The organism is Alcanivorax sp. S6407, assembly GCF_023016115.1.
In the GTDB taxonomy this organism is placed as follows: domain Bacteria; phylum Pseudomonadota; class Gammaproteobacteria; order Pseudomonadales; family Alcanivoracaceae; genus Alcanivorax.
Genome location: NZ_JALKBH010000003.1, coordinates 209,307 through 231,142 on the forward strand (window position 1 = coordinate 209,307; position 21,836 = coordinate 231,142).

Annotated in this window: 22 protein-coding genes; 8 read left to right on the forward strand and 14 right to left on the reverse strand. The window is 57.8% G+C overall.

Annotated elements, in window-relative coordinates; genetic code table 11:
• Positions 1 to 99 precede the first annotated feature (99 nt).
• The 6 genes from MWU49_RS09730 to MWU49_RS09755 all read left to right on the forward strand — a co-directional run bounded on the left by MWU49_RS09730 (position 100) and on the right by MWU49_RS09755 (position 2,701).
• Complete coding sequence (locus tag MWU49_RS09730) at positions 100 to 648, forward strand: lipocalin family protein (protein ID WP_246971281.1); 549 nt, start codon at positions 100 to 102, stop codon at positions 646 to 648.
• The gene (locus tag MWU49_RS09735; RefSeq protein WP_246971283.1) at positions 645 to 1,055 is read left to right on the forward strand and encodes a DUF4279 domain-containing protein; all 411 of its coding nucleotides are present in this window, start codon (positions 645 to 647) and stop codon (positions 1,053 to 1,055) included. The genes MWU49_RS09730 and MWU49_RS09735 overlap by 4 nt, the downstream gene beginning before the upstream one ends.
• The gene (locus MWU49_RS09740) at positions 1,039 to 1,509 is read left to right on the forward strand and encodes a CYTH domain-containing protein (protein WP_246971285.1); all 471 of its coding nucleotides are present in this window, start codon (positions 1,039 to 1,041) and stop codon (positions 1,507 to 1,509) included. The genes MWU49_RS09735 and MWU49_RS09740 overlap by 17 nt, the downstream gene beginning before the upstream one ends.
• Before the next feature lie 12 nt (positions 1,510 to 1,521).
• Positions 1,522 to 1,707, forward strand: a complete 186-nt coding sequence (locus tag MWU49_RS09745) for a hypothetical protein (protein ID WP_246971287.1) — start codon at positions 1,522 to 1,524, stop codon at positions 1,705 to 1,707.
• Positions 1,673 to 2,224 (forward strand): carboxypeptidase-like regulatory domain-containing protein, encoded by a 552-nt coding sequence (locus tag MWU49_RS09750; RefSeq protein WP_246971289.1) that lies wholly within the window; start codon positions 1,673 to 1,675, stop codon positions 2,222 to 2,224. Before MWU49_RS09745 ends, MWU49_RS09750 begins: the two co-directional genes overlap by 35 nt.
• A gap of 162 nt (positions 2,225 to 2,386) precedes the next feature.
• Entirely contained in the window at positions 2,387 to 2,701 is a 315-nt protein-coding gene (locus MWU49_RS09755) for a multidrug efflux SMR transporter (RefSeq protein ID WP_246971292.1), read from the forward strand.
• Between the two features lie 158 nt (positions 2,702 to 2,859).
• Here MWU49_RS09755 and MWU49_RS09760 read toward each other — a convergent pair whose 3' ends face one another.
• Positions 2,860 to 3,783, reverse strand: coding sequence for a LysR family transcriptional regulator (locus MWU49_RS09760; RefSeq protein ID WP_246971296.1), 924 nt, complete (start codon positions 3,781 to 3,783; stop codon positions 2,860 to 2,862).
• A 408-nt stretch (positions 3,784 to 4,191) separates the two neighbouring features.
• On the opposite strand from MWU49_RS09760, the gene metE reads away from it, so the two are divergent.
• Positions 4,192 to 6,483 (forward strand): 5-methyltetrahydropteroyltriglutamate--homocysteine S-methyltransferase, encoded by a 2,292-nt coding sequence (gene metE / locus MWU49_RS09765; protein WP_246971298.1) that lies wholly within the window; start codon positions 4,192 to 4,194, stop codon positions 6,481 to 6,483.
• 455 nt (positions 6,484 to 6,938) lie between these two features.
• Here the strand turns inward: metE and MWU49_RS09770 are convergent, their stop codons facing one another.
• The 10 genes from MWU49_RS09770 to MWU49_RS09815 all read right to left on the reverse strand — a co-directional run bounded on the left by MWU49_RS09770 (position 6,939) and on the right by MWU49_RS09815 (position 18,481).
• The gene (locus MWU49_RS09770; protein ID WP_246971308.1) at positions 6,939 to 8,105 is read right to left on the reverse strand and encodes a CmpA/NrtA family ABC transporter substrate-binding protein; all 1,167 of its coding nucleotides are present in this window, start codon (positions 8,103 to 8,105) and stop codon (positions 6,939 to 6,941) included.
• Between the two features lie 201 nt (positions 8,106 to 8,306).
• Positions 8,307 to 8,894 carry an ANTAR domain-containing protein gene (locus tag MWU49_RS09775; RefSeq protein WP_246971310.1) on the reverse strand — a complete coding sequence of 196 codons (588 nt, stop codon included), beginning with the start codon at positions 8,892 to 8,894 and terminating at the stop codon, positions 8,307 to 8,309.
• A 180-nt stretch (positions 8,895 to 9,074) separates the two neighbouring features.
• Positions 9,075 to 9,482, reverse strand: a complete 408-nt coding sequence (locus MWU49_RS09780; RefSeq protein WP_246971312.1) for a globin family protein — start codon at positions 9,480 to 9,482, stop codon at positions 9,075 to 9,077.
• A 142-nt stretch (positions 9,483 to 9,624) separates the two neighbouring features.
• On the reverse strand, positions 9,625 to 10,218 hold the full coding sequence (locus MWU49_RS09785; protein ID WP_246971314.1) for a DUF3365 domain-containing protein: 594 nt from the start codon (positions 10,216 to 10,218) through the stop codon (positions 9,625 to 9,627).
• A 34-nt stretch (positions 10,219 to 10,252) separates the two neighbouring features.
• Entirely contained in the window at positions 10,253 to 11,590 is a 1,338-nt protein-coding gene (locus tag MWU49_RS09790; protein ID WP_246971323.1) for a cytochrome c3 family protein, read from the reverse strand.
• A gap of 18 nt (positions 11,591 to 11,608) precedes the next feature.
• A complete protein-coding gene (locus MWU49_RS09795; protein WP_246971325.1) occupies positions 11,609 to 13,588 on the reverse strand; it encodes an FAD-dependent oxidoreductase in 1,980 nt (659 codons plus the stop codon).
• A gap of 94 nt (positions 13,589 to 13,682) precedes the next feature.
• Complete coding sequence (locus tag MWU49_RS09800) at positions 13,683 to 14,864, reverse strand: alginate export family protein (RefSeq protein WP_246971327.1); 1,182 nt, start codon at positions 14,862 to 14,864, stop codon at positions 13,683 to 13,685.
• A gap of 394 nt (positions 14,865 to 15,258) precedes the next feature.
• Entirely contained in the window at positions 15,259 to 16,098 is an 840-nt protein-coding gene (locus tag MWU49_RS09805) for an ABC transporter ATP-binding protein (RefSeq protein WP_246971329.1), read from the reverse strand.
• Positions 16,099 to 16,114: 16 nt separating this feature from the next.
• Complete coding sequence (locus tag MWU49_RS09810; RefSeq protein ID WP_246971331.1) at positions 16,115 to 17,116, reverse strand: ABC transporter permease; 1,002 nt, start codon at positions 17,114 to 17,116, stop codon at positions 16,115 to 16,117.
• 27 nt (positions 17,117 to 17,143) lie between these two features.
• Positions 17,144 to 18,481, reverse strand: coding sequence for a CmpA/NrtA family ABC transporter substrate-binding protein (locus tag MWU49_RS09815; RefSeq protein WP_246971418.1), 1,338 nt, complete (start codon positions 18,479 to 18,481; stop codon positions 17,144 to 17,146).
• A gap of 533 nt (positions 18,482 to 19,014) precedes the next feature.
• On the opposite strand from MWU49_RS09815, the gene MWU49_RS09820 reads away from it, so the two are divergent.
• On the forward strand, positions 19,015 to 20,169 hold the full coding sequence (locus MWU49_RS09820; protein WP_246971334.1) for a YbfB/YjiJ family MFS transporter: 1,155 nt from the start codon (positions 19,015 to 19,017) through the stop codon (positions 20,167 to 20,169).
• Here the strand turns inward: MWU49_RS09820 and MWU49_RS09825 are convergent.
• The 3 genes from MWU49_RS09825 to MWU49_RS09835 form a co-directional block, all read right to left on the reverse strand.
• Positions 20,166 to 20,564, reverse strand: coding sequence for a hypothetical protein (locus MWU49_RS09825; RefSeq protein WP_246971336.1), 399 nt, complete (start codon positions 20,562 to 20,564; stop codon positions 20,166 to 20,168). The genes MWU49_RS09820 and MWU49_RS09825 overlap by 4 nt on opposite strands.
• A gap of 20 nt (positions 20,565 to 20,584) precedes the next feature.
• Positions 20,585 to 20,932, reverse strand: a complete 348-nt coding sequence (locus MWU49_RS09830; RefSeq protein WP_246971346.1) for a YceK/YidQ family lipoprotein — start codon at positions 20,930 to 20,932, stop codon at positions 20,585 to 20,587.
• Positions 20,933 to 21,080: 148 nt separating this feature from the next.
• Positions 21,081 to 21,704, reverse strand: a complete 624-nt coding sequence (locus tag MWU49_RS09835) for a hypothetical protein (protein ID WP_246971348.1) — start codon at positions 21,702 to 21,704, stop codon at positions 21,081 to 21,083.
• Positions 21,705 to 21,836: the final 132 nt, after the last annotated feature.

The following is a 21,836-nucleotide window of genomic DNA, read 5'->3' on the forward strand; positions in this document are numbered from 1 at the left end:
CCGGGCCCCGGGTTGACCTAAGGAGCCTCTGTCACCGCAGGGCTTGATTACCGTCCCGGCTGCGCTAGCCTGTAGTCTCCCTGATGCTCTGGAGCCATCATGAAACACCTTCTTCTGCCTCTGCTGGCCCTGTTGCTGCTCTCTGGTTGCGGAGAGGAAAAACCGCTCGCCACCGTCAAGCAGGTGGACCTGGAGCAGTACGCCGGCACCTGGTATGAGATTGCCCGATTACCACAATGGTTCCAGCGGGGCTGTTTCGATTCCACCGCCACCTACAGCCTCAACGACGATGGCACCGTAAAGGTGATCAATCGTTGTCAGCGTGAAGGCGAGGAAGCCAGCGAGGCGATCGGCACCGCCCGGGTACTGCCGGATTCCGGCAATGCCAAACTCAAGGTACGTTTCGATAACTGGGTCTCCCGGCTGATCCCCACCATCACCGAAGGCAACTACTGGATCATCGCCCTGGATCAGGATTACCAGACCGTGGTGATCGGTGAGCCCAGCCGCGAATACCTTTGGATTCTGGCCCGCCAGCCACAACTGCCCGACGATCAATACCAGGCTCTGGTTCAAGTGGCCGAGAGCAAGGGCTTTCCGGTGGAGCAACTCGAGCGCAACCGTGACCTGCGTCCGGCAACACCATGAGCGAGCACCACGTTTATTTCGCCATCTTTGGTTTTGATCACGATCCCTCGCAGCTGGATCTGCTGATGGGGCAAAGCGCCGATGACTACTGGCGGGAAGGGGAAAGCTTCAGCGCTACCATGCCCGAGGCACAGCGCAGGGAAAACCGCTGGATCCTGTCCAGCCAACTGGACGAAACCGCCAGCCACAGCGATCATTTCGAAAAACTGCTGCTCAAGCTGAAGCGCATTGCCCCGCAACTGGATGCCCTGGCCGATGACTATCGCTATGGCATCGGCGTTTCTCACTATTTCTTTATGGATGATCCCGCCTTTTACCTCCCCGCCGAGATTCTCGACGGCTTCCAGGCACTGGGTTTCGAGATCAGCTTTGACCAACTGGGACTGGACCATGGCACTGGAAATTGAACGCAAGTTTCTTGTTCGCGACACCGGCATCATCGATACCCTGGCCGGCGAACGGCTGACCCAGGGCTATCTGAGCCATGACAAGAACGCCACCGTACGGGTGCGCATCGCTGGCGACAGCGCCTGGCTCACCATCAAGGGCAAGACCGAAGGGGCTACCCGCAGCGAATTCGAATACCCCATACCCGTAGACGAAGCCCGTTCCATGCTGGACGAACTGTGTGGCCAGGGCGTGATCGACAAGACCCGTTATCGCCAGCCCCAGGGGGAACTGTGCTGGGAGATCGATGTGTTCCATGGCGACAATGAAGGTCTCGTGGTAGCAGAAATCGAACTGCCCAGCGAAGACACTCCGTTCGATAAACCGGAATGGCTTGGCGAAGAAGTCACCGGCGAAGTGCGTTATTACAACAGCGCACTTAGCAGCACACCCTACAAGCATTGGACATCCTGATTCCGACCGCCAATGACACTGGAAGGCACTTACTCACTATGGCGACAGGACGACAACGGGGTCATCGCCCTGGTGGCCCGTTACCCGGATCGGCATAGCGCCGACCGGGCGCGCCTGGAGTACGACGCCACTGGCCACAAACAGCTTTACTGGGTTACTGCTGATGATGAAACTGAAGACCGCCCTGCTGATCGCTAGCCTGCTGCCTTTGGTCGGCTGCATCCCGACGATCAAGAAACAATGGGATGTTCAGCCTGTGCAGGGTTCCGTGATCGACGCCGAGACCGGCCAGCCTGTTGCCGGCGCCACCGTCATCAGCCGTAATAATCCTTCATTGATAGCCACCAGTGACAGCGAGGGGCGTTTTGTCATTGAGGAGCAGACACACGTGGGCGTCCACCTGCTGATGGCCGCCAGCGCCATGACGCATCAGGTCTGGCAGGTCAGTCACCCGGATTACGAAAATGGCATCGGCCGTACCAGCACCTTCATTCCCCCGTTGTCTCGCAAACTCAGCACCCCACTCATTCCGCTGTTTCAGCAACTCCCGGACTCCCCGGAAGGCTGTCCGGATTTTGGCTACCTGATGCGGCTGGGCGAATGGAAACGTCATCACGATCAGGACATGCGTTTTGTGGAAACAGAGGATTGCGTCAACCCCGAGGCACAAGAGGCACTTTATGAACTGTGGTTTGCCGAGCATGAGGACGGGTAAACCTTTATAGACCCGGAGGGCTGATGCAACCGCCCGTCCGCAGCCCCGCCAGGCCTATTGAAATTCCGCCGCCAGTCACTATATTTCCGGATTCAATTCATGCCCGGGGACGACCCCGATCACGGCATCAATGCGGGGACGGCCCCATGCAGGAGTTCTGTCATGGCATGGGTCTTTATCGTTTTCGCAGGTGTGCTGGAAATTGCCTGGGCACTGGGTCTGAAAGCCAGCGACGGCTTCACCCGCCCGCTTCCCACCGTCTTTACCCTGATCACCGCCGCCCTGAGTTTCTGGCTGCTGGCCCAGGCCATGCGCGACCTCCCCGCCGGCACCGCCTACGCGGTATGGAGCGGCATCGGCGCCTTCGGCACCGTGGTGCTGGGCATCGTCTTTTTTCAGGACAGCGTATCGCTGGGCAAAATGCTCTGCCTGATGATGATCGTGGCGGGAATCGTAGGGGTTAAGATCTTTTCGTAGAGACGCAACACGCGAGAGCGAGTTTCCTGTCCTTTGCCTTTCGAAACTCGTTACTCGCCACTCGCTTCTGAAATCCTTACCTCGCCCCTGCAGGCAGGCTCCTTGTATCTACGGTGCGGTAGCGGGGATTTTCGCTGTTAACTGTTAACTATTCACTGTTAACTGCCTTTAACCGCTTTCACCCCGCTCAGCGTCTTGAAACATGTCGCCTGGGCCGTTTCCTGAAACTCCTGAATATAGGCGAGCGCTTCATCCTCGATACGCACTGCGGCATAAAGCGTTCGCCATACCCCTTTTTCTCCCAGCCGCACGGTCTTCAACAGATCGTGTTCGGTATACTCGGTCAGCGCCCAACTTGGGAGCGCCGCGACACCACGTCCGGCCGCCACCAGTTGGGCGGTCATGGGGGTCAACTCTGCGGTGCGAATCGCTGCGGGCTCCACACGGGCCGGGCCGAGAAACACGTTGAACACATCCAGCCGCTCCCGCTCTACCGGATAGGTAATCAACGTCTGTTCGGACAGATCTTCCGGCTCGATCCAGGTTTTCGCTGCCAGAGGCGAACGCCCCGATACCGCCAGCACCAGCTCATAACGGAATAGTGGAAGATACTTCACCGCCTCGTCTTCGACGGGATCGGAGGTAATCACCATATCCAGATCCCCACGCAACAGGGCGGGTAACGGGGCAAAACTGAAGGCGGCAGACAGGTCCAGTTCCACGTCCGGCCAATGCTCCCGGAACGCATCCAGCGCCGGCATCAGCCACTGAAAACAGGAGTGGCAGTCGATGGCGATATGAAGGCGTCCCGATTGCCCCTCTGCCAAACGCTTTAACTCGCGCTCAGCCTGCAACACCTTCGGCAGTACTTCCTGCCCCAGCGCCAGCAACCGCTGACCTGCAGTAGTAAAACGCACCGGCCGGGTCCTGCGTACCAGCAGCTCCACTCCCAGGCGATGCTCCAGATCCTTGAGCTGATGTGACAGCGCAGACTGGGTCACATGCAAGCGCTCCGCTGCCTCCACCAGCGAGCCGGCTTCATCGATGGCTCGCAGGGTAGCGAGATGTCGTAGTTCAAGCATGAAAACCTCCAGCGTTTTCCTTGTGGGAGCTTGCCTGCAAGCGATTCGTTCAAACCGTTGGAGCATCGATGGCCGGACGCGAGTTCGAGTTCAACGTTGAAAGTTCAAAGTTTAAAAGCGCGGACCAGGCCATCTTGCCGGCCAAGCATTACCCGCGCACAGGCGTTAGATGCACGGCCCCTCCATCCCGTCCTCGCGTTTCAACTTTCAACTTTGAACTTTCAACTGCTGCCCCCACCCAGCCGACCGCTCACTGCAGCCAATCCCCTCGCCACACAGAAAATGAGAGCAGCTCATATTGATGATTAGTTATTTGATTTTGCCTCAAGTAACGACATCAGCACAATAGCCTCAACTGGCTCGTCCCGACGACGCCCTACCCATTGAAAGCACAACCAAGGACAGATCATGACCACCCTGCATAACCTGGGCTTCCCCCGTATCGGCGCCCGCCGGGAACTGAAACAGGCGCTGGAAGCTTACTGGGCCGGCAACCTTCAGCAGAGCGAACTGGAGCACGTGGGCCGCAGCCTGCGCGCTCGGCACTGGGCGATGCAGGCGGAGGCCGGCGTGGACCTCGTGCCGGTAGGAGACTTTGCCTGGTACGACCAGATTCTCGAATTCAGCTGCCTGCTGGGCGTGGTGCCCAACCGGTTTGCCCAGGACGATGCGCAACCGGTGGCGCTGGATACCCTGTTTCGCATGGCTCGCGGCCGCGCCCCCAGCGGCACTCCGGCTGCGGCCTGCGAGATGACCAAATGGTTCGATACCAACTACCACTACATTGTGCCGGAGCTGGCCGCAGACCAGCGTTTCCGAATTGCCGGCAACAGCCTGTTCGAGCAGGTGGATGAAGCCAGCAGTCAGGGGCACAACCCCAAGCCGGTCATCCCCGGGCCGTTGACTTACCTCTACCTGAGCAAGGGTGAAAGCTTCGCCAGCGCCGATGACAACGCCAAGCTGGACCAGCTGGATAATCTGGTTCCCGTCTACCGCCAGATTCTGCAGCAACTGGTCCATCAGGGCGTGGAGTGGGTACAGATCGATGAACCGATTCTGGTGCTGGACCTGCCGGACAGCTGGCTGCGTGCCTACCTGCGCGTATACGACCAGCTCGCCGCTGCCAGCGACGCAAAATTGCTACTGGCCACCTACTTCGGCGGGCTGGAGAACAATCTGTTCACGGCACTGGAACTGCCGGTGGACGGCATCCACCTGGATCGCGTGCGCGGCAATGATGATCTGGAACAGGTAATCCCGCGTCTTGGCAACAAGGTGCTTTCACTGGGTGTCATCAATGGTCGCAACATCTGGCGAACTGATCTGGATGCCGCCCTCGACACCCTGTTGCCACTGCGCGATGCGCTAGGCGAACAGTTGTGGCTGGCGCCCTCCTGCTCCCTGTTGCACAGCCCGGTAGATCTGGATCAGGAAGACGGCCTCGACGACGAACTGAAAAGCTGGCTCAGTTTCTCCAAACAGAAACTCGGTGAGCTGGCGTTACTGGGCCGAGCCCTGGACGGTGACAGCAGCGTCAACGGCGCCCTTCAGGCACAACGCGATGCCTTGCAGGCGCGTCGCAACTCCACCCGGATTCACAACAGTCACGTTGCCGCTCGCCTGCGTGAGGCGGCGGATATTTCCCGAGATCGCCGTAGTCCGTTTGCCGAACGAATTGCGCAGCAACAGCAGGCACTCAAGCTGCCCGCGTTTCCCACCACCACCATCGGTTCTTTTCCGCAAACCCGGGAGATCCGCAGTGCACGTCGGGACTGGAAAGCCGGCAAATTGAACGATGCCGATTACACTCGCCAGATGCAGGAAGAGATTGCGCTGTGTATCCGTTACCAGGAAGAGGTGGAACTGGATGTACTGGTGCATGGTGAAGCCGAACGTAACGACATGGTGGAATACTTCGGGGAGTTGCTGGATGGCTTTGCCTTCACTCGCTTCGGCTGGGTGCAAAGCTATGGCTCCCGCTGCGTGAAACCACCGATCATCTTCGGTGATGTGCAACGCCCTGAAGCCATGACGGTGCTGTGGGCGAAGTTTGCCCAGTCTCTCACCGACAAGCCCGTCAAAGGGATGCTCACTGGTCCTGTGACCATCCTGCAGTGGTCTTTCGTCCGTGATGACCAGCCCCGCGCCGACACCTGCCGGCAGATCGCCCTGGCACTTCGGGATGAAGTTCAGGATCTTGAAGCCGCGGGTATCAAGGTGATCCAGATCGATGAGCCCGCGCTTCGTGAGGGGCTTCCCCTGCGACAAGGTGACTGGCAGGAGTATCTGGACTGGGCCGTGGACTGCTTCCGCCTCAGCACCGTGGGCGTGGCCGATGACACCCAGATCCATACCCACATGTGTTATGCGGAATTCAACGACATCATCGACGCCATCGCGGCGCTGGATGCGGATGTGATCACCATCGAGACATCACGGTCGAATATGGAGTTGCTCAATGCCTTCCGGGATTTCCACTACCCCAATGACATTGGCCCCGGCGTATACGACATCCACTCGCCTAATGAACCGGACGTGGACTGGATGGTAGGACTGATGGAGAAAGCTGCCGAACAGCTACCCCGCGAACGACTCTGGGTGAACCCGGACTGCGGCCTGAAAACCCGCCAATGGGAAGAGACCCGAGGGGCGCTGGCCAACATGGTGGAGGCCGCCAAACGGTTGCGGGCGGCAGGCTAAAAGGGTTTTTACCACAGAGTGCACAGAGTTCACTGAGGGAAAACATTCTCTCTGTGACGCTGTGCGAACCTGTCGTTGTTTTTTCGCGGTGGAACCACCGCTCCTACAAAGATCAGTCGCGAGTGGCGAGTTGCGAAAGGCAAAGGCACAGGGTCAAACATCGTAGGGCGGAAATCGGCGAAGGCCGATCTCCGCCGATACAGCGCCAATGGCGGAGATGGGCTCACGCCCATTTCCGCCCTACGAAATGTAATAAAGAGACAAAGAGACTCACCCGACCTTCGCGTGCAAGCACGCTCCCAAATCAATCTCCAGGCGCTCCCTCGGCACTGACGAGCAGCGGGTTGATAATGAGATCTTGAATTTCAGCATCAAGCTTCTGGCATCATGCGGTCATCGGACAGACGGGTTTTCGCGACTCGAAACTCGAAACTCGTTACTCGTTTCTCATCACCTCAACTTTCTGCCGGGTCCTCGATGACTTTCAGCAGACGATCCGGACCCAGCTCCACCGGCTTGGGTTCGCCAGGCAATTGCCAGTGCCCGGCATGGCGCTCATCCGGTTTGCTGTCCATCAGTGGCAGGCTGGTGAGATCGGCCAGCGCATCACGGAACAGGTCCGTGCGATAACACTGGGCTGCAAACGTCTGCTTTTCTTCCAGATTGCACTGCCGCCAACGCTGCATTTCTTCCAGCAGGAAACGGGCATCGGAACGCCAGGGGAAGTTGGCATGAAAACCGGCAAACACATGGAAGTGGTGGGCCGGGAACGGCTGGCCTGTGAGCCCGCCGGGCAGACGGTTACTGAACGGCGCACGAATAATTTCTTCCGGCACATCCAGCCAGGCGGGATGGGCCAGCAGGGAGAGACTGTCGATAAGATTTTCATCCGCATGGCAAGCCGCCTTGTACAGGGCTCGCAGCAAGGAACGATGCGTTTCCGGATTGCGCGCAACCCAGTCACGGGATACCGCCAGCACCTTTTCCGGCGCGTTTTCCCAGATCTGGTAACCGGACAGAATACAATGGCCCGCACCAGTGAGCGCCGCCAGACTGTTCCATGGCTCACCCACACAGAAGCCATCAATATGGCCCATGCGCAGATGATCCACCATCTGTGACGGTGGCAGCACCACCAGTTTCACATCATGGTCCGGATCCAGCCCGGCCACACTCAGCCAGTGACGCAGTTGATAGGCATGACAAGAAAACGGGAACACCACTGCCAACACCAGCGGGTCTTCACCACCGCTGGCTCGAGCCGCCACCAACTTGTTCATGGCAGTGGCCATGTCATTCGGCGTGGGGCCCTCGGAAAGTGCGCACAAGCCCTGAAACAGCATCTGCGAAACGGTGATGCCATTACCATTCAGGCCCATTGAAAAGGCGGTGGCCAGTGGCTTCTTGATGCAGCCCAGCCCCAGAGAGGTGGACATCAGCATTGGCGCCAACATGGGGGCCGCGTCCAGCTGACCGACCAGCAGGCGATCACGCAGACTTGCCCAGCTCCACTCCGGCTGCAACTCCACGTCGAGCCCTTCAGCCGCAAAATAGCCGGCTTCCTGGGCAACCGCCAGGGGAAGGCTGTCAGTCAGAGGCATGTAGCCAATACGAATTTTCATTATTCTTGCTCCACAACCGCCTGACGCCGAACGCTGGATGCCGGGCGCCGCAGTGGTTCATTCATCTCGACAGGACGCCTTTCCCGGCTGACAGGTTTAGATGGTGCATCCACCAGACTGCGGGACTTTTTCAATGGCATCACTCGTCGCATGTTCTCTCCTGTATTGGCGTCAGGCATTTGGCCTCGGGCGTCCGGCGTTTTATCCCTGCGCTTTCAGCATCTCGGCGTAATCGAGCACCGAGCGGGCTACCTGAATCAACGGCTGGCCGGTGTTCATGGCCTGCCGCCGCAGGGTGCTGTAGGCATCCTGCTCATTGAGCCGGCGACGCTGCATCAGCAGCCCCTTCGCCCGCTCGATAATCTTGCGTTCTGCCAGTGCTTCACGGGTCTGTTCCAGCTCTTCACGCAGGGCCTGATATTCGCGGAACCGCGCCGTAGCCACTCGCATCACACCACGTACCCGGGTCAGGTCAGTCTCCCCAGCCACATAGGCACTCACACCGGCACGCAATGCCGCCACCACCAGGTCTTCATCATCCTGGTTGCAGAACATGACCATGGGACGCGGGATATCCCGCTGCACCAGCGCCATGCTCTCGAGGGTGTCCCGATCCGGGGCATCCATATCGACGATGACCACATCCGGGTTACTACTGTGCACCTTCTCCGCCAGACCGGCTGCGCTGGTCAGGCGACACAGGATCTCGTGCCCCTCATCGATGAGGGCCCGTTCGAGAATCGCGGCGCGCGGTGGCTGGTCATCCACCAGCATGATTTTCAGAGCCATAACGTCTGGAGCATCCGGACAAAGAGTATTATCAGATTGTTTTGCAACGGTTGTGCCAGTCATGGTCATCCTAACCTGTTGTTTTCATGTGAATTTTATTTTTCACCAATACAGCACCTCAAAAGCGCACCCTCCTGGTGCACTTTTGGGTGCCAAAAACGCCCCACCCGCTCGCGTCGCTCAGTACTCAGCGGCGTCGATCATGGTGGTGGCCAGTATGGTGTAGGCGGCGGTCCAGGCTGCTTCGGTGTCACTGTCAAAGGCATCACCCAGTCCCTGGCCCAGCGTCCAAAGCAAGGCCTGTGCCACCGTGTCGTAATCCGCCGGCTTCACACCGTAATCCTTGTGGCGAGCCCCCAGCTTCTGAACCGCAGGAACAATGGTGTCGAGCTTGTCCAGCCCCTTCACCGCCACCCCGATCATGGTCATCAGCTTCTTGCCCTGCTCTTCCATATTGCCCTTGAAGAGCGGCTTGAGCGCCGGGTCGGTGGTAAACAGACGATCGTAAAACAGCGCTGCAGCCTGATCGGCAATGCCTTCCACTTTCGCCCAGCTGTCCTGAACCAGAGCAATCTGTTCGGGAGTCATGGTGTTTCTCCTGTCATTTATAAGAATGGCTCCAATGCCGTGATGCCGGGGAGAAAGAGTCAGGTGTTTGACGACCTAAACTCCCCCCATGAAACACTGGGCCTCTATTGCCACATCTGTCTTCTTGCATCAGACCGACGAACTACATCGGCACCCGAATGACGACACCGCCCATCACATCGCCCATTTCGAAATCGGTCTTGGGGGAATCCTTGTGATTGTTGTGGCAAGCCACACAGGGCGCGGCCACTGCCACATCCGGATACACCGCGGTGTAGTAGGTGGTATCACCCAGCTTTTCTTCGCCGTAGAAGTTCTTGCCCGGGTTATCCACGATGAACTGGAGACCTTCTTTTTCCAGATCGGTCTTGGGAGCATTCTGGGCGTTGATCGGCCACAGGGATTGCAGTGAATAAGTGAAGTCGCTGGTCATTTCACTCACGGCTTCAGCGCCGTAGCGGAACATCTGCGCGGGCAGCGGTGCACCGTTTTCCAGGTCTTCCCAGTATTCATGGGGTTTGATGCTGTCAGCGCCGGCCGGACCAAGGCGGCCGATAATCATCTTGGTGTAGTTGGTACGGTCTGCCTTCATCACCGCAAACAGGGAATCGGTGTAGACCTTGGGTTCGATCCCCCCGCTTGGCGCCGCCTTCTCCTCACCGCAACCGGTGAGCATCAGGGCGGAAATGGCGCTGGCCATCAATATGGTGACGTTACGCTTCATGACATGTTGCATGGGTACTGCCTCCTCAGGTTTTAAAATCGTGCTATCAGTAGGGCCCTTTTCGGTTGTCACGGGCCTTGTCCCGGTCCACGGCCATATCGATAGAAGGCACGTGGGTCTCCGGCTTACCGTTGAAGTTGTTTTCCAGCAGGTGCGGATCCGCTAACGCGTCCAGGGAAAATTCCAGGCTGTGGCATTGCAGGCACACTGGTCGCGCCATTTTTTCCACCGGTCGCATGGTCAGACTCTGGTTGTGCTGGACAAAAATCTCGTCGTGCTTTTCTTCCCGCGGCATATGACAGGTAGCACAGGTCACGCCGCTGCCTGGCGGCAGCTCGCCGCGTTTTTCCTGTTTCCACAGGTCATGATGGGGAGAACGCAGGTATTCGTTACTGTGCTCGTCGTTGTGACAACCGATGCAGCTGTCCACGGCGGCGGCCTGGGTGTCGAATTCATGGGCGCCATGACAACTGATACAGGTCAACTCCCGGTGGCTGGCTTCCACATGCATGTTGAGTACCGACTGCGCCGGCGTCATCGGCGACAGCCCCTGAGCCAGGCGCATGCCATGACGGCCCTCAAGGAAACTTTCTGATTCCGGCTCGTGACAGGTAGCGCACTGCAGAGGCTCAGGGGAATCCACCCAGTCATCCCCGCCACCGTGACAGGCCGTGCACTCCACGCCGGCCTGGGCATGGGCATTGCCGTCCCAGTGTTCCGGCGTTTCCACTGTCTCAGGCGGCGAGCCTTTGCCCTTCATCAGCGCCACCAGATCGGCATCACTCATCTGTCTGGCCAGCAGATTGCGCGGCGGTTGTTGGGCTGGCTGCTTCAACCATGGCTCATCGGCGTGAGCCAAAAGGAAGTCTTCATAAAGGGCACGGTTATCATGGAAGTTATGGCAACCGGCATTGGCACAGGTATCAAAGCCCATGCCTTCATGACTGGGGCGATCCTTTTCAATGTCTTCGTGACAATGGGCACACATGTCCATGGGCAAGGTCACGCCCATGCCCACATCCAGCTCCGGGCGATGCTCCACATGACAGGACACGCACAAACGGGCATCCACATTGGCCAGCCGGTCCGCGTTACGCGGATCAGTAAATTTGGACTTGGGGTGAGAGTCCTGGGCTTCTTCCAGTTGCTCACCGTGACAATCCACACAGGCGTTCTGCAGTACGGTTTCGCTGTCAAAACCATCGCCATGACAGACACTGCACTGCATTTCGATCTGGTGATGGCCGTGGGTCATGGGCCCGGGAATAAACGCGGTTTTTGGTGCCTGCTCATCGACAAGCTGCAGACTCAGCCAGATGGCCAGCCCCAGCGAGGCGAACAACCAGATGGCCCAGAGAATCGGATTGCGTTTCTTGCTTCCCATCATCGTCCCCACGCCCGATTAAAAGTAATACGCCGAAACGATATGAAAGATCAGCAGCGCCGGCAGCGGCCAACACACCAGAATATGCAACCAGGTGGTGCCCTGTCGTAGCCAGCCCACCCCGGTCATGGCCGCCTGCAATCGCGTCAACAGGGCAGCGGTGATGCCGACGATGGCGGTTCCAATAAAACTCAGCATCAACCAGCGATTGAGGTTTTTCCCCAGGGAAAAACCGGTGTGCCAATACAACGCCGACAGCGCCAACACCCCCAGCACTGCATGGGCGATACGCCAGCCGGTAAAGCCCCCCATGGGCACTTTCGGAAAGCGTTTTTTCAGCGACATCAGCAACAGAAGCCCAGATAACGCCAGCACGCCGTAGCCACTCCACTGACGCCACAGGCCATTACGGGAAAATTGTTCGAACAGGGAAATATCCTGCACGGAGGCAGCAGGTGCAGGGGAAGGCAACCAGAACGCCAACGCCATCAGCAGGGCGGCAATGGCAGAGACAATAGCCAGGGTAGTGCCGCCGGGCACCTTGCGAGCCGCCGCCGCGCCGCCAGTGCAAAGGCTGTCCAGTAACGGCTCACAACCGCCACAGACGGTGCCCGCGCCGCTGCGGGTTTTCAGGGTAGTCAGGTCACAGCCTTCTCCCATGAAATCCTGCAGCTGGCCCCGCGACAACCCCCGGCATTGGCAGATCACCGTCGCCGCTGGCCACTCACTGACCTGGCCGACGCCTGCCTCACTGAGGTCGCCGGTAAAACGAAAACGCAGCAGCTCCCAGGGCATCAAGCGACGGCCATCGGCGATGCGATTGAGGATCTGTTGACGTTCCGGCCAGGGCCCTACGGACACTGCGCCCACCAGACGGCCGGTTCGCAGCATCAATGCCCGGTAAATGCCCTCGCTGGCATTTCGGTAGACCAGAGTGCGATGCACCAGCCCGCGCTCTTCATCCGAAAAGCGTCCGGCGCTGAACACTTCCAGCGACAATACTTTCAGCCAGGTACTGTCTGCCACCGGCGTATAACTTTCGGCAGATCCGGCCAGACAACCGGCAGCTACCCGGGCCTGTTGCAAGGCAGGCATTACCAGACCGCACACCTGATCCTGAAACTGGGCGCACTCCCCTACCGCATAGATATGCGGATCGGAGGTTTGCATGGCGCCATTGACGCGAATGCCATTGGCCACTTTCAGGCCAGCCTTGCGGGCCAGCTCGGTACGTGGCGCAATGCCAGTGGCGAACACCACGGTATCGCAGGGCAGCTCACTGCCATCCGCCAGCACCACCGCTTCCACCCGTTCGCTACCGGCAATGCGGCGCACGCTGGTGTTAAGCCGAACATCGACGCCGGCATCGCGCAGGCTGTCGGTCACCATACCGGCCGCTTCGCTGTCCAGCTGGCGGTTCATCACCCGGTCGGCGTGCTGAATCAGAGTGACGTTGGTGCCAAAGCGACACAGGCCGTGGGCGGCTTCGATACCCAGCAGGCCACCACCAATCACCACGGTGTGAGTGCTGCGCAGGCGACGCGCCATCAGGGCCTGGGCATCGTCCATGTCGCGGAAACGTAATACACCGGACAGGGTTGTGCCCGGTATGGAAGGAATATGGGCGTCACTGCCCAGTGCCAGTACCAGGGCACTGTAGTGGTGACGCTGACCGAGCGCATCCTCTACCCAGCGACGGGCAGGGTTGATCCCGGTAATGGAACGGCCGACCAGATGCTCCACAGAGTCATCCAGTTCTGCCGGCAAATTGGTCAGGTCATCAAAGCCGGTGGATCCGGAAAGAAAGGTGGAAAGCTTGACGCGATCATAGGGGGCCCAATGCTCTGCACCGAACAGCGTCACCGGTGTGGTTACACCGCGGCGACGCAGTTCCACCAGACACTGCATGCCCGCCGGGCCGTTACCAACAATGATAATCGGCTCGGCAGTCTCGGCCTCGGGCACCCGGGGTTGCGGCTGATAACGTCGTGCTTCCACCTGAAACCTCCTGTCCTGAAGATCAATCGGGGAAAGTCGGGCCAGAACCGGAAAGGCCGCCCGCCAAAAGCAACGGGCGCCTTTCTGTTCATCCTCAGAACTTCAGTTCTGCCCAGGCCCAGTACTTGCTGGTATCAGCGTAGGCAAGGCTATCTGCGCTGAAGTCGGCGTATTTCAGACCCACCACATAGTTCTTGCCGATGGGACGCGCTACCAGCAGGTTGGTTTCCGTACCGTAGTCAGTGCTGCCTTCGTTGGCCTTGAAGTCGTGGTATACCGCCAGCAATTTGAAGCCAGCCAACTTGCCGCCCACCGACACAAAACTGTCTTCCAGGCCGGCTGCCGGGGTGGCCAGGAACTGGTCCGCCCAACCGTTGAAGGCATGCTTGGTGGCCAACGGTGTCTGGAACGCCACCAGGCCGTCATCAGAACCAAGCACTTCCTGTGCCACTTTTACGGTGACCCCTGCCACCTGGGCACCCAGTTCTGCGAAGTAGTAATCGGTATCACCGGCCTCCACTTCCTGCTGTGCCCCTTCCAGGGTCAGCAACAACTTCACTGCGTCCAGATCAAAGGCACCGGAATAGCGCAGACCGTAGGTGTCATTATCGGAATCGACCACGTTGTCGGTTTCCAGCAGATAGCCGTAACCGGTCAGGGAGCCACCGGGAGCACCGGTCCAGCTGGCGTTGAACAGATAGTTGGAGGTATTCGCATCAAACTTCGGAGTAATGCCGTTCACCTGGGTCAGATAGGCGGTGGAGAACTTGAAGTCACCGACACCGTAATCCACCTTGGCACCATCGAAGGTCTGCTCGTCCTGACGCCAACCCACGTTACCCACGAAGCGTGCGTTATCGTAGATAATGCGCTGACGACCGTAGGTGGCCACCAGGCCTTCCAAGGCATCGCTACCGGTATAACTGATCGCTGCGCGGTTCAGCTCGGTGACTTCCGGATCCGCAATAATGGGATAACCGGGCTTGTTGGGCGCGTAGTAACCCGTCTTGCCAACAATGCGGGTATCTTCAAACTCCCCCATCACATCAAAGCCGTAAAACTTGCCGCTCTGATAGCCAAGACGGGTGCGCAGGGTCAGCCCCTTTGCATCTTCGGTTGCTCCATCCACGTCCACTTCTTCATGACGCAGACGCATGTTCAGCAACGGCGTGCCGCTCTTCAGTGCCGTAATGAACGCATCATCTTCAGCGATGGCAGAACCGGTAAAACCCAGCGTGGACAGAAAAACGCCGGCAGCAATGGCAGAATATTTCATCATCGTTTCCTCAACACTTCCCAAAAGTAAAATTGATAAATTCGTGAATTTAAGGAGCCTCTGAATAACTCCTTGCATGCTCAGCGTGACTTGGAGCGTGCAGCTGTTGTGTCTTGTCTCGACGGTAAGGGTGGTTCCCTTTCCTAGAGGCAAGGCGCAGCAGATGTGCTCTCCAAGCCGCGCCCTTCGGGTCTTCCAGGCTGGCCCGCACTCGTTGTTGCGCTTTTTCGATGGATGGACATACACCTTCAAAATCGCGCCTAGATTGCGAGCCAGCCTGAAAGACTGAGCACGCAAGGAGTTATTCAGAGGCTCCTTAGGACGCACCTTCCCCGTTCCCGCTTTTCGGTGCGTCGAAAAAGCGGGCGGTTAAATCAGATCAATCGGTTTGGAATCAGGCCCTTTTGCGAGTGGCCTCCGCCTTCTCGCTGGTGCGTTTGGGCATCGGCTCCACCTTGCGTTGCTTCTCGTACAGGAACTGCAGTACCTGCTGACGACAACGCACAAACGTGGGGTCATCCGCCAGCGCCAGGCGATCGCGCGGACGGGGCAGATTCACATCGAGAATTTCGCCGATGGTGGCAGATGGGCCATTGGTCATCATGACGATGCGGTCAGACAGCAGCACCGCCTCATCCACATCATGGGTAATCATGATCACCGTGGTACCCAGCTGGGCATGAATTTCCATCAGGGAATCCTGCAGGTGTGCACGGGTCAGTGCATCCAGCGCCCCAAACGGCTCATCCATCAACAGTACCTGGGGCTGCATGGCCAGCGCCCGGGCGATCCCCACGCGCTGCTTCATGCCACCGGAAATTTCATCCGGCTTCTTGTGCATGGCGTGGGCCATGTGCACCAGCTCCAGATTGTGTTCTACCCAGTCGCGGATCTCCGCCTTGCTCTTGGTCTTCTTGAAGACCTGCTTGACCGCCAGTTCCACATTCTCAAAGGCAGTCAGCCAGGGCAGCAGCGAATGGTTCTGGAACACTACCGCCCGTTCCGGGCCCGGTTCGGTGACTTCATGCTTGTCCAGAATCACCCCACCGTCGGTGGCCTGCAGCAGGCCGGCAACGATATTAAGGACGGTGGATTTACCGCAACCGGAGTGACCGATCAGGGAAACAAACTCACCGGAATCGATTTTCAGATTTACTTCTTTCAGCGCTTCGAAAGTACCTTTAGGGGTGTCGAACTTCATTCCGACGTTGGAGAGTTCCAGTAATGCTTTCATGTCGTTTCTCCTTTTCTTAGCGCTGTACAGAAGATTTGTCCCACACCAGAGCGCGTTGCAGCATCAGCATTACGCGGTCCAGCAGGAAACCGATCAGACCAATCACAATCACTGCGACCATGATCCGTCCCAGGGATTGGGAGCTACCGTTCTGGAATTCATCCCAGACGAACTTTCCAAGACCCGGGTTTTGCGCCAGCATCTCGGCCGCGATCAGCACCATCCAGGCGATACCCAGACTCAAACGCAAACCGGTGAACATCATCGGCAGCGCAGAAGGCAGCACGATCTTGCGCACATGACTCAATGCATTGAGACGCAGCACCCGGGACACATTGGTCAGATCCTGGCTCACCGAAGTCACCCCCACCGAGGTATTCATCAGCGTGGGCCACAGGCAGCACAGGGACACGGTGAACATGGAGGTCAGGAAGGACTTGGCCACCAGCGGATCATCGGTCACGTACACAGCACTCACTACCATGGTCACCAGTGGCAGCCAGGCCAGCGGCGACACAGGCTTGAACAGCTGAATCAGGGGATTCATGGCCGCATGGGCGGTGCTGCTCAGACCGATCACGATCCCGAGAGGAATGGCAATCATGGAAGCCAGCAGGAAGCCGCTCATCACCGTGATCAGGCTGGTACCAATCTGATCAAAGAAGGTCGGTGCACCGGTGTAGTCCCGATACACCGGCTCCCAATCCGGCTGTTGTGCCAACCGCGAGGCAATGTACTTCTCCTGACGCTCATGGAACGCCGCTTCCTTGGCACGGGACGCCTGATGCTCATCCACCAGGGTGCCCGCCTGCTCCCAGACATCAACCGGGCCCGGGAACTGCCCCAGCGAGGTATCGATACGCTGGGCCGCCAGTTGCCACAGCAACAGGAAGGCGGCAATGCCCATCACCGGCCAGATCAACTGGCGCAGCAGTGTCTGCCACTGGTCCGCCGACATTTTGCCGGTGGCCAGAGCGCGGTAGGGTTCCATCCAGGTCGGGAAAGTCAGGGTCACCATGATTGCTACTCCTCGAGTGACGAGCGCTTAAAGCGCGTCGCCCTCTTTCAGACCAATCGGGAATTTCGCCAGGTATTCGTTGGGCTTGCGACCGTCATAGGTGATGTTGTCGATAAAGCCCTTCTGCGGCGGCTTGTAGCCGGTTTCGGTAGCAAAATCCGGGAACTCGTCGGCAGCGATCTTGCCCTCTGCGATCAGGGCTTTGGCAGCCACCGCATAGATGTCCGGGCGATAGACTTTCTTGGCGATATCCATGTACCAGCTGTCCGGCTTGCTATCGCTGATCTGGCCCCAGCGACGCATCTGGGTCAGATACCAGATGGCATCGGAGTAGTAGGGATAGGTCGCGTTGTAACGGAAGAACACGTTGAAGTCCGGCACCTCACGCACGTCACCTTTTTCGTACTCGAAGGTGCCGGTCATGGAGTTGGCGATCACATCGTAGTCCGCACCCACGTAGTTGGGTTGAGACAGGATCTTCACCGCTTCCGGACGGTTGGCGTTGTTGTTTTCATCCAGCCACTTGGCCGCACGAATCATCGCCTTCACCACACGGATGTGAGTGTTCGGATACTTGTCGGCCCAGCCCTTGCTCACACCGAACACTTTCTCCGGGTTGTTTCTCCAGATTTCGTAGTCAGTGATCACCGGCACACCGATGCCCTTGAACACGGCCTGCTGGTTCCACGGCTCACCTACGCAGTAGCCGTAGATGGTGCCCGCTTCCAGGGTGGCCGGCATTTGCGGCGGCGGGGTCACGGACAACAGGACGTCGGCCTGCAGCTGGCCACTGGTATCACCTTTATGGGGAGCGTAGTAACCCGGGTTCAGGCCACCGGCCGCCAGCCAGTAACGCAGTTCGTAGTTATGGGTGGATACCGGGAACACCATGCCCATATTGAAGGGCTTGCCTTCTGCCTTGTACTTTTCCACCACCGGCTTCAGGGCATCGGCCTTGATCGGGTGGACCGGTTTGCCGTTTTCAACCGGAATGTTCTTCTTCATTTCTTCCCACACCGCATTGGAAACGGTAATGCCGTTGCCGTTCAGATCCATGCTGAATGCAGTGATGATGTGCGCCTCGGTACCATAACCAATGGTGGCACCCAGCGGCTGGCCTGCCAGCATGTGTGCGCCATCCAGCTGACCGTCAATCACCCGATCCAGCAGTACCTTCCAGTTAGCCTGGGCTTCCAGAGTCACAAACAGGCCTTCTTCTTCAAAAAACCCTTTTTCGTACGCCACGGCGAGGGGGGCCATATCAGTCAGTTTGATAAAGCCGAACTTGAGGTCAGCCTTTTCCGGCCAGCCCACAGAGTCGTCCGCCATGGCGTTGACCGAGAGCCCCAACGTCAGTGCTGTCATTGCTGTGCGAATAAACTTTTTCATCAGTCTTCCCTCATTCGCCTGCTATCCCGCAGGCATAAAAAAAGCGCTCAGGGAACCCGGTCATCGTTGACCAGTTTCCTTGAGCGCCTTTGCTCGAATCTTGTCGTGATCGCCATTGATCACGAAGACGTATTTTGGTCACAGCGCTGTTGCTGCGATGCCATGACTAACGCAATTGCTGTGCCAACTTTAAAAATCTAACCTTTTCAGCAACTTAGCCTTTCACTCTACGTTCACCCCCAACCGCAACGCCCATAAATTGCACAAGCGGCACTGTTCTGAATCATTTCCCGCTCACCAAAATGCATCACACTTCTGCGACAACCTGGCCCACTACCTGAAATGCCCGATTTTGCGCCAGCATGGTGAAAAAAAGCCGCACCGCTTGCGACCAATGGCCAATTATCACTACAGGAAATAATGAACATCATTCTCGATGTGAGGAGTAATAACAGTAGAGCTGCTAGGCTGCTGCCTCCTTTTTACCGCTAATCCGCTCGAGAGCGACCATGGCCCACACCGACAACGACACCCTTCGCATTGCCCTCGCCGGTGCCTTCAGTCTGGTCATCGCCCTCGGTATCGGCCGTTTCCTGTTCACCCCGGCTTTGCCAGACATGATTACCGACACGACGCTCACCGCCGTCAGTGGAGGCTACCTGGCAGCGGTCAACTATGGTGGCTATCTTCTGGGCGCCATGCTGGCCATGCTGGTCCCCTCTCACCGGGCACGAACCGCTTTCTGGTGTGCCCTTTGGGTAAGCGTGAGCAGCAGTCTGCTGATGAGCTTGAGTAGCACCTTTACCCCCTGGGCCATCAACCGCTTCCTGGCTGGCATCGCCAGCGCCATCATCATGGTCAATGGGTCCGCGCTGGTGCTGGGCGCCCTGCCTAACCATCGGCGCGCCCGGCTCGGCAACATTCATTACGCCGGTATCGGGCTGGGCATCAGCATTGCGGCCTTAACCGTGGCACTGGTGGAATCCCTCTCGGGAAGTTATCCGGCCATGTGGTTTACCTGCGGAGTACTGGCACTGCTACTGACACCGCTGTTGCGCATCATCCCCGCGCTGCCCCACGCCAGCGAGCACGCCCATAGCCGCCAGCCGGTCAATCGCAAGGCAATGGGTTTTCTTATCGCCAGCTACACCCTGGCCGGCTTCGGCTATATCACCAGCACCACCTACCTGCCGGTGATCGCCCGACAACAACTGCCCGGGCTGGACAGCGCCGCCTTCTATACCTGGCTGGCTGTGGGTCTGGCCGCTATTCCCGCCAACCTGCTATGGGGCAAGCTGGCCAGCCGGGCTGGCGAACGTAATGCTTTGATAATGGCGCTTGGCGTGCAGGCCATGGGCGTCAGCGCACCCGCCTGGCTACCCGGCCTCAGCGGCCTGGTCACCAGCGGCCTGTTGGTCGGCGGCACCTTCACAGCCGTTGTGGCCCTGAGCATGTATTGCGGCCGCCAACTGGCGCCCCACGCCGCCAGCATGGCCCTTGGCGCGCTGACTGCGTGTTACGGGGTGGGACAGATTCTCGGGCCGGTAGTGACGGCGAACTTTCTGGAAAGCAGCGGCAGCTTTGCACCGGGCCTGATCGGAGCGGCGGTGGCGCTGGCAGGCGCGGCAGTGTTGCTGCTGCCGTTGAGTCAGGAACGCTTTTAGGGCTGTCGCCGACCGCAGCGGCGCACCAACAGAGGCATAACGGCAAACAACAACAACGCCAGGTAGTAGGCAGAACCGGATACTGGATCCCGCTCCCAAAGGTACTCTTCCAGACGCCGTCCCTGAGCCAGCGTCATCACAATCTCTGCAGCGAGCATGAATATCAGGGCCAACACCCCCGCCCCGATACACTGCCCCGCCGACACCAGCGCAAAACGCCCCACCAACCAGCGCGCCACCAGAACACTGGCCAGCACCATAAAAGGCAACTCCAGCAACTCCGCCCAGCGCTCCCCCAGCCGGGGCACCAGAAAGGGAATCCGGATCAGGGCCAGGGCAAAGCCGATCGCGAAGGTCAGAAAAAAATAACTAACCCCCGCCTTCAGTGTCTTCATGCTTTACCCTCCGTGGCCTCTCAAGGCGCAACCGCATCACCAGACTGTCCAGGCTCGCCGACCTCCCTGGCCAGACAATCCTGCTGACTGTACCAGCTCCCGTAGGTCACCTGACGATAAGCGGAATAAGGCACCACAACCGTATCCACCACCAGACTCAACGGCAGATCCACCAGGCAGAAAAAGCCCGCATTTTCTGCAGGAAGACAATAGAGATCGAATACCAGGCCACTATAGATATTGGGAATGGTCTTGCCATCCCCACACCCCACCCCGGCATCCGTGTAGGCATCATGAGTTTGCGTATAAATGCTGGCACAGCCACCCAGCAGCAGCGACAGGCAAAGCCAGCAGGCGCGCTTGATCATCGGGACCTCAAACAGGGTAATGTGGCGGGCACAGGATCAAACGTCATCAAGTCACCACATAGTGATATAGAGCGCTTTTGGGTAGGGGAAAGCAAGATGGGAGAGAGGAAGGTGACTGGGGCGGTAATCACCCCATTTAACGCCGCATTCAGCGGCTAGTCCGCTGCAATGCATTGTTAGGCATTTCTATGCTGGTTGAAATGATATGGAAATCACCACCATCAATTTTGTATAACTCATGTTTGGGGTCATAAAACAGGTTTAATGTTCCAATTTCACAATTCAAAAATTCATTACCCAACAACTGACCAAGCCTTTTCAACTTCCCATTTTTGGTAAGTTGCGAGCGATTGCCACCGGCTAGAACTACGTCGTTTGCCATGCAGGCTTTGTAACCTGAATTATTAAAGTCAACCACTATGCCACCAGGTGTAAAACGCTCCATATCTTTGGCTTGGCCAGAAAGTTTTCTGTTCGTACCTTTCCAGTTCTTCTTCGATTGAAAGGGTAAACCTTTGGAGCGGATGACATTCCCGTTGCTATCAAAAATCTTAATCTGAAATATTCCGTCAGACCCATATAAACGTTCAGGAGCGTTTTTTCCGCGACCTCTGAGTTTCGTATATCCGATATCAACCGTATACATCCCTTCTGGAGTTGAAAACACTTGGTTTCTAGGCATCGCTATGGCTTGACCAAATGCTCCTGTCAATGCGTCCTCATCTCCATAGTTCATATCGAATGTACTTTCAGCGTCTGATACGGCGGCCAAATACCTATCTCTGAGCGTATCGATTACCAAGTCTGGAAGTATGTCTCTCATAATTGCCTAACAGTTTATTCAATTGCAGATACGATATAACACTTTGCTGTATATCCCCAATCAATCCCCATCCAAGAACCA